We start from the raw sequence: 7,902 nt of genomic DNA, 5'->3' as shown, positions 1-7,902 counted from the left end.
CGTACCAGGGCCAAAAAAATATTGCATAAATTGAATGTCACCGAATATTTGATGAACGGGAAATCACGTGCAATTCTAAGGGAATTAATGCCGAATTCTCATAAACGATTGTATATAGAGCCACCATTTCACTGTGATTACGGATACAATATTCATTCTGGGGAGAATGTGTATTTTAATGTCAATTGTGTGGTTTTGGATACGATGAAAGTGACCATTGGAAATAATGTTTTCTTTGCGCCGGGAGTGCATATTTATACTGCAACCCATCCGCTCAATGCTATTGAAAGAAGAACTGTCGAAAGTTCAGAACCCGTGTCGATTGGTGATGATTGTTGGATAGGAGGGAATTCCGTGATTTGTCCGGGAGTTACTATTGGTGCCGGTTGTGTAATTGGTGCCGGATCTGTAGTCACGAAAGATATTCCCGAAAATTCTTTGGCAGTTGGTAATCCTGCCAAAGTGATTCGGAAATTGAATGTGGATTAGTCTTTTTTGTTCATGTAAAAGCTCAATGCTCCCGATGGACATTTATTGATAGTTTCAATAATTTTTTCTGTTGTTGAATTATCAGGTGTAATCCAAGGTTGCTCTTTCGGTTTGAAAACGTCTGGATTATTGCGAACACAATTTCCGGAATGAATACATTTTCCTGATTGCCATACGATGGTTACTTCGCCGTTCGTGTATTCTTTTTTGATGTCTTTTGGATCCATGATTAAAGAGAGGTGTTAATAGTTGTTTTTCCTTTTAGTAATTTCGAAATCGGACATTTATCAGCAATTATCAGCAATCGTTCTTTTTGCTCAGCAGTAACTTCTCCTGAAAAAGCGATGTGTCTTCTTATCGTTGTTGTCAATTCTCCACTTATTGTTTCTTGATATAAATTTAGTGAAATATTTATTTCGGGGATTATCCATTCTTTTCTATCAATGTACATTCTTAGAGTAGAAAGGGTACAGCCTGCCAAAGAAGCTAATAGAGTAGAAAAAGGATCCATTCCTAAATCTTTCCCACCAACATTTTCGGGTTCGTCCATAAGGAATTGTCCGTTTCTCCAAGTGATGTTGCATAAGTACTTTTGAGTGCCGATGCGTCCAAATATGTCATTTTCGAAAAGATCTTCCATTATAATACGTCGTTAAATTGTGGGTTTCTGTCAAAAGTTTTTTTAGCGAAAGGACATAAGGGGATAATCTTCCAATTTTTTTCTCTTGCCACTTCAACTGCTTTTTCAACTAATTTTTTACCTAATCCTTTTCCGTTAAATACGGGAGAAACTTCGGTATGGTCAATGATGATTTTATCTGGTCCGGCAAATACAAAAGTCATTAATGCTACTTTTCGGCCTTCAGAGGTAATGTTGAAATTACCGTTTTTTTCATTGAATTCTATATTTACTGTTTCGCTCATAATTTTTTTGTTAAGATTCTAAGTTGCTAAGTCTCTCAGAGATTTAGCAACTTTTATTTTAAATTAATAAGTCATTGGAATTTCCATTAAAAGAAATTTCGCATCCGTTGTTGCTTTGATGTCCAAAGTTTTGAAATCAGTTATTCCTAAACCGTCACGAGTTTCCAATTCCTGACCGTCAACAGTTATTGTTCCAGATATTACAAAAACATACATACCGTTTCCTTCTTTTTTAAGCTCATAGTTTTTAGAAAAACCAGCTTCAAAATCGGCTAAATGGAACCAAGCATCTTGATGGATCCAAACTCCAGCATCATCAGGATTAGGAGATAATATTTGAGCAAAATTATTTTTTTGTTCAGTAGTATCATAAGTGATTTGTTGGTAACGAGGGGTTACATTTCTCGTTTTTGGGAATAACCAAATTTGAAAAAGTTTAGTGCGTAAATCTGCATTTGGATTGAATTCACTGTGTTGAATTCCAGTTCCGGCACTCATCACTTGGATATCACCAGTTTTTATAGTCGATTCATTTCCCATGCTGTCTTTGTGTGCCAAATCACCTTCCAATGGAATAGTAATGATTTCCATATTGTCGTGTGGATGAGTACCAAAACCCATTCCAGCTCCAATGGTGTCATCGTTTAAAACGCGTAAAGTACCAAATTGAACTCTATCTGGATTGTACCAACTTGCGAAGCTAAAACTGTGATAGGCATTTAACCATCCGTGATCTGCGTGTCCTCTTGTATCTGCTTTGTGTAAAACTGTAGTTGTCATGATATATAAATTTATTGATTTTTTGTTATACAAATTTAGATCCGATATCAGCGATTTACACTTAACCTAGATTAAGAAATTATTTTCTAAGCATTTTGCTTTTCATTTTGCTGAAAAACTCGGGAGTAACTCCTAAATAGGATGCAATTTGCTTTTGGGCAACTTTCTGAATGAGTGTTGGGTATTTTCTGCAGAATTTTTCGAAACGCTCTTCGGCGGTGAGGCTTAGATTATCCATTAAACGTTCTTGGTTGGCTACCAATGAATTTTCGGTCAGTATTCTGAAGAAACGTTCAAGTTTTGGGATTTCACGATACAGTATTTCTTGATTCTCTTTGGATAATAAAACCACTTCGGCATCTTCCAAAACTTCTATAAATAAGTTGCCTGGCTTTTGCGAAAGCAAACTGTACATGTCGCCAATCCACCAGCCTTCACAAGCAAAAGTCAATACGTGTTCTACAATATTGTCATTAATGTTGAAACTACGCAAAATACCAGAATTTACAAAATAGGAATGTTTGCAAATCGCGCCACTATTCAATAAAATGGTTTTGGCTTTGTAATGATGTATTTCTGTTTTGGACAGAAAAAGTTCTTGTTCTTGTGGCGTTAAAATAACGTGTTTACTGATGTTTTCGAGAATAGCCTTCATCCTCTCAAAAGTACAATTATTTAACTATTTGTAAAATAATAATCAAAAAAAACCTGTAAGAACAGTTGTTCTTACAGGTTCTAGAGGAAAACTTAATTATAATAACCTATAAAATGTAATAGTCTTCTTTGCTTTGTTTCGTGTGTATTGGATGCGCATTTGATTCAAAATGTTCTGATTTATTTGAGAATTCATCGTTGTATTCATTAACCATCTGCATTAAGTTCTTTTCAATGTTTTTGGCAATTGTAGTGACAGGAGTGTCTGTTGGTTTGTTTTCAAACGGATCTTGAAGATGAATTGCCATCTTTTCGACCAAGAAAAAAGCTGCCGCTATAATAGTTACCAACGGTATTTCTAACCAACGTAACATGGTTGGTAAACTAAACGGCAGTAAAACAATGAATAAATAAATGGTCATGTGAATGTATAGCCCGTATGTTGTTGGAAAAATAGTTGTTTTTATTCGTTCACATTTCCCCATATGGTCACAAAAATTGGTCAGTGTTTTATCTAGTTCAATTTGCTGAAAAACATTTATTTTTTCTTCGCGGAGAGCATCTTTTAGATCTTTTCCGTGCAACATTAGCAATGCATTTGGAACGTGTTTGTGTTTTTTGACATAGTCGAATTCCTCGGGCGTCAGTAATCCCTTAATAGGCTTATATACATTTTCTCCCCTTAAAGCATTTCCTAAAGCATAACACCATGCAGCTTGCCTTTTTGCCATTTTTTCGATAAAATTATTGGCTTCAATCGAAAAAATTGGGTCTTTATAATAGGTAATAAGTTGTCTTACCAGGGATCTGGAATCATTGGTTACGGCTCCCCAAACAATTCTCGCTTCCCACCAACGGTCATAAGCCTGGTTCGATTTAAAAGCGAGTAATAATGAAATTACAGTTCCAATCACAGACGGAATTGCCAACGGAATTTCGGTGTTTAATTCGGGATTGAGTCGATGAAAAACATCAAAGAGACAGGTGTATACCAGTACTATTATAAGTTCAAATTTAATTTTACCTAATATATAACTTAGAGGTATTTTCTTTTTTAATAACATAAGGTAATTGTTTTAGACGGTTTCTTCGTGAAGTGATAAAACAGGTATGTCGAAATGTTGATTTAGTTGGGTACTTTTTTTGTTTTTAATCTTTGACCGTTCTGAAGTGCGGGTTTCAATTACAAAATCGATATCATTTTTTGATAAAACTTCTGTCAGCAGGAAATTAATATATTCGGATGTTTCCTGTTCTTTTTTTAGAACCTGACTGATTTTCTGCAATGGAAATTGATCTTGCATGTATTGCTGGACATCATCAATATTTAAACGAGAATAGGCATTTTCTAAATAAATCGCTTTGTTGAGCTGGGTTGTATGGTCGTTGATAAGACGTAGAATCGGTGTTTTTTGTTTTTCAATTATATGCACCAAATTTATATGCACGCTTTTTTTACTTGTAATTATTGATTTTGTAAGTAGGATTAAATCAACGGAATGAAACTGTAGAAAGTTTTTAAAAAGGGGAGAGCTGATTCCAGACTGGCGTTTGAATTCTAATCTACAGTTGGGAAAATTTTCAATTAAATCGCGGCAATTGTCTAAAACATCTAGCTCTTTGTGAGTTATCTGACTGTCTTGTTCTCTTAAATATTGTGCAGCCGAGAATGAATTAATTTCATCGGTAATTAAAAAAAGAATGATTTTTGCATTTTCATTTTTAGAATGATTAATGGCTGTTTTTACTGCTGATATTGTATCAGGAGTTAGTCGGGTAGGGATTAAAAAGTTTTTCATAAGTATGTTTGTTTTTATACTTACAAAGAAAATCCGGCTACATTAGAGCCAGTTTAAAAGAAGATTAGAAAATCCTAAGAATTAAGATTAGAATTTTTAATGTTGGATTTTTTGAACAAAATCGTTACAATAGTTCCTTTGTCTTTTTCAGACTGAATCTGTAATTCCCCGTTATGCATTCGGATAATTTTCATTGCCAAAGGTAGTCCTAAACCATAGCCAATATATTTACTGCTGGCTTCTTTTCCTCTGAAAAAAGGCTCGTAAAGATGTGGAATATCTTCTGATGGAATCCCGATTCCGATATCGCTGATTACAATTTTGATGTTGTCTTTGGTTGCGCTAAGATTAACAAAAACTTCTTTATTATCAGAGTATTTTACGCCATTTGCAACGATGTTGTTTATCGCTAATTCCAGTAGATTTTTGTTGCATGGAATGGATAAATAATTACTGTCTTTTGCAGAGACATCTAGTTTGATGCTTACTTTATTATCCGGAAAAAATGTGTCTAAGTCTGTTTTTACTTCAAATAGTAAATCGTCCATGCGGACAATATTTTGAACTTGTTTGGTCCCGTCATAACCAGTTTGAGTAAGTTTTAGGAGACTCTCGGTTAAACTTCCTAATTTAGAAGACTGTCTGTGGATGTTTTCCAAAGAAGTAATGTATTCCTCTTTTTCACGGTCTTTGAGAAGCATAATTTCTGCTTCGGCAATAATGGTCGTAATGGGTGTTTTAAGTTCGTGAGAAGCGTTATTGATGAAATTTGTCTGAATTTCAAATGAGGTTTCCAACCGGTCCAGCATATCGTTGAAGGTCGAAGTCAAATCAGCTATTTCGCCTGTATTTCCATCATTTTGCAATCTTCGAGATAAATTTGAAGCACTGATTCTTTTTACCTCTTTTGCTATATTTGAGACAGGAATTATTACTTTTTTGGCTAATAATCTTCCCAGAAAAAAAGATAAAATCAAGAAAACAACAATTCCAAGAATCATAATTCTTGAAATATAAACGGTTGTAAGATGTCCTTTTCGGTCCACAGCTGCAATGATGACAATGTATTTTTGGCCGTTCTCAGTAAAAATCTGGCCCAAGTAATATTTGTTGTCTATCTCAAAGGATTCTTTTCCGTTTTTTAAAACGTTAGTATAGAATTCGTTGGGTAAGTTTAATTTGGTATTGTATTCAAAAGTGTTTTGACTATTTACTTTCAGTACAAAATCTTCCTCTTGAATTAATTCTTCCAACCCATTTTTTTTAAGCTGCTTATAATACTTTATTTTTTCAGGATCTTTCTGGAAATGAATCGAAGCAACAATTTTTGCACGATCTTCCAAACGTTTTAAAAAGTAATATTGATTGTTGCTTCTAAATAAAAAAAACACCAATACACACAATAGAATGGTACTAACAGACGAAAGAATAACGTACGAATAAGTAATTTTCTTTTTTATATTATTCATTTTCAGCTTGTAATAAATAACCAAAACCTTTGATGGTCTGGATCATTTTGGTGTTATAAGGTTTGTCGATTTTTTTTCTCAAGTAGTTAATGTAGACATCTACAACATTGGTGTTCATATCAAAACTGATGTCCCAAACATTGTCAAGAATTTGATTTCGAGAAACGATTGTTCCTTTGTTTTTGGCTAAATAATAGAGGAGTTTAAATTCTTTATGTGTCAAAATTATCGGATTTCCATTTCGGTGTACCGATTTGGTTTTGCCGTTTATTTCTAAATCCTCCAGTTTTATGATGTTAGGTTTTTGAGTGTCTAGATTAGCGCGCCTTGCCAAAGCCATTACTCTTGCATTGAGTTCTGTGAATTTGAATGGTTTTACCAAGTAATCATCGGCGCCGTTTTCTAATCCGTTTACAATGTTTTCAGAAGTTCCTAGTGCTGTTAATAGAAGGATTGGGACAAAGTTTTTTATGGTTCTTAATCTTCGGCAAATCTCGATTCCGTTAATTTTCGGAAGCATTACATCCAAAATAACAACATCGAAATTGTTGTTCTGAATCATTTCCAAAGCAGTTTCTCCATCAAGACAAACACTTACTTCAAAATTATTTTCGCTAAACCCTTTTCTTAAAACGGATAGCAAATTCGGTTCATCTTCAACAATCAATAATTTCATTTACAAGGATTTGTTTTTACAAACATAAAAAAATGAAAATGTAATTTTCGATAAGTTAGAATTTCTTAAGGTTTTTTTTAGAAAGTTTTTTTGAAAAGATGGTTTCTTAGGTCTATAAAATTAAAATGTTGTATTTATAGATTTTGTTGCATTGTGCCAAATAGTTCCCACTCTTGTTGATTGAGCTATACGTGTTGCACAATGTTTTTGAGTATTAAATCCATTTATTTTTCCTCTGGAAGTAAAGTAAAGGAGGTAACTTTGAAACGATCATTTACGATTTCTCCAGTGACCTTAGCTTTTCTAATAGTTTCGCAAAAACCATCTTTGGCGTGTGCGTCTCCGTGGTCGTCAATTTTGGTTCCATCCACAAAATAAGATTTTCCGCCGATACGAACAGCCAGATCACAGCTTTTTCCTTTGAGACCAAATTGGCACTCTCCACATGAAACTTCTACAATTTGAGGTTTTAATGCGTCTTTTTTTTCTTGAGCACTAGATATTAGTACTGTAAATAATATTACGATTGAGAATAGATTTTTCATTTTAGGACGAATTTGAGAGCCCTAAGTTAAGTATTTTATTTTAGCTCAAATTCTAAATGGAATAGTTTTTAAACATATAAATCCATAACAATCTTGAAAGTCGAATATTAAATGAGGCCATTGATACTATGACTACGGCAATAATTGCAATAATTCTTAAATCGAATCTTTCTGTGAAAAACTGTTGTGCAATTAAATAGGTAGCAATTCCTTGAGCTACAGTTAAGCCATAGTTTACATACATAGCACCAAAGAAATAGCCAGGTTCTTTCTCGAATTTGTATTGGCAATGTGGACAATATTGATTCATTTTTGGAAAACCAATATTTAAGAAGATGTTTTTTTCGTTGAATACTTTTCCCTCATGGCAATGTGGGCATTCGTTATTTAGGATGTGGACTAGTGTGTGTGACATTTTTTTATTTTTTTCAAAGGTATTTTTTATTTGTGTCACAGATGTTTTCTATATTCGCTAATTATAGCACAATAAAGACATTGAAGAAGACATGAGCAAATATCCGATATATTCTATTCAGCGATTCAATTGTAATGATGTTAATAGTGAT

At 33.7% G+C, this 7,902-nt stretch carries 12 protein-coding genes; 1 reads left to right on the top strand and 11 read right to left on the bottom strand.

The genetic code is table 11. The annotated features are described in order from the left end of the window. Positions 1 to 489: sugar O-acetyltransferase (locus tag VFS71_RS16740; protein ID WP_326402724.1), on the top strand; the 489-nt coding region annotated here is incomplete at its 5' end. Here the strand turns inward: VFS71_RS16740 and VFS71_RS16735 are convergent. From VFS71_RS16735 to VFS71_RS16685, 11 genes are all read right to left on the bottom strand, one after another. Next, a complete protein-coding gene (locus tag VFS71_RS16735) occupies positions 486 to 716 on the bottom strand; it encodes a (4Fe-4S)-binding protein (protein ID WP_326402723.1) in 231 nt (76 codons plus the stop codon). The two genes, VFS71_RS16740 and VFS71_RS16735, sit on opposite strands and share 4 nt — an antisense overlap. Before the next feature lie 2 nt (positions 717 to 718). Continuing rightward, positions 719 to 1,129: an OsmC family protein gene (locus tag VFS71_RS16730; RefSeq protein WP_326402722.1), complete on the bottom strand. Its 411-nt coding sequence runs from the start codon at positions 1,127 to 1,129 to the stop codon at positions 719 to 721. Beyond that, on the bottom strand, positions 1,129 to 1,413 hold the full coding sequence (locus VFS71_RS16725; protein WP_326402721.1) for a GNAT family N-acetyltransferase: 285 nt from the start codon (positions 1,411 to 1,413) through the stop codon (positions 1,129 to 1,131). Before VFS71_RS16725 ends, VFS71_RS16730 begins: the two co-directional genes overlap by 1 nt. A gap of 63 nt (positions 1,414 to 1,476) precedes the next feature. Continuing rightward, positions 1,477 to 2,193 (bottom strand): pirin family protein, encoded by a 717-nt coding sequence (locus VFS71_RS16720; RefSeq protein WP_326402720.1) that lies wholly within the window; start codon positions 2,191 to 2,193, stop codon positions 1,477 to 1,479. Between the two features lie 79 nt (positions 2,194 to 2,272). After that, positions 2,273 to 2,848: a Crp/Fnr family transcriptional regulator gene (locus VFS71_RS16715; RefSeq protein WP_326402719.1), complete on the bottom strand. Its 576-nt coding sequence runs from the start codon at positions 2,846 to 2,848 to the stop codon at positions 2,273 to 2,275. 106 nt (positions 2,849 to 2,954) lie between these two features. Next, positions 2,955 to 3,911, bottom strand: coding sequence for a bestrophin family protein (locus VFS71_RS16710; RefSeq protein ID WP_326402718.1), 957 nt, complete (start codon positions 3,909 to 3,911; stop codon positions 2,955 to 2,957). A gap of 12 nt (positions 3,912 to 3,923) precedes the next feature. Then, a complete protein-coding gene (locus VFS71_RS16705; protein WP_326402717.1) occupies positions 3,924 to 4,646 on the bottom strand; it encodes a hypothetical protein in 723 nt (240 codons plus the stop codon). Between the two features lie 74 nt (positions 4,647 to 4,720). Then, on the bottom strand, positions 4,721 to 6,115 hold the full coding sequence (locus VFS71_RS16700) for a HAMP domain-containing sensor histidine kinase (RefSeq protein WP_326402715.1): 1,395 nt from the start codon (positions 6,113 to 6,115) through the stop codon (positions 4,721 to 4,723). Next, positions 6,108 to 6,791 carry a response regulator transcription factor gene (locus VFS71_RS16695; protein ID WP_326402714.1) on the bottom strand — a complete coding sequence of 228 codons (684 nt, stop codon included), beginning with the start codon at positions 6,789 to 6,791 and terminating at the stop codon, positions 6,108 to 6,110. The genes VFS71_RS16700 and VFS71_RS16695 overlap by 8 nt, the downstream gene beginning before the upstream one ends. A 224-nt stretch (positions 6,792 to 7,015) precedes the next feature. Next, positions 7,016 to 7,336, bottom strand: a complete 321-nt coding sequence (locus VFS71_RS16690; RefSeq protein ID WP_326402713.1) for a DUF6370 family protein — start codon at positions 7,334 to 7,336, stop codon at positions 7,016 to 7,018. Positions 7,337 to 7,388: 52 nt separating this feature from the next. After that, on the bottom strand, positions 7,389 to 7,751 hold the full coding sequence (locus tag VFS71_RS16685) for a DUF983 domain-containing protein (RefSeq protein ID WP_326402712.1): 363 nt from the start codon (positions 7,749 to 7,751) through the stop codon (positions 7,389 to 7,391). Between the last annotated feature and the right edge of the window lie 151 nt (positions 7,752 to 7,902).

It is taken from the genome of Flavobacterium sp. (assembly GCF_035760125.1).
Taxonomy (GTDB): Bacteria; Bacteroidota; Bacteroidia; order Flavobacteriales; family Flavobacteriaceae; genus Flavobacterium.
Note: the sequence above shows the minus strand (reverse complement) of the source record. Positions and strands in the feature narration are given on the sequence as shown.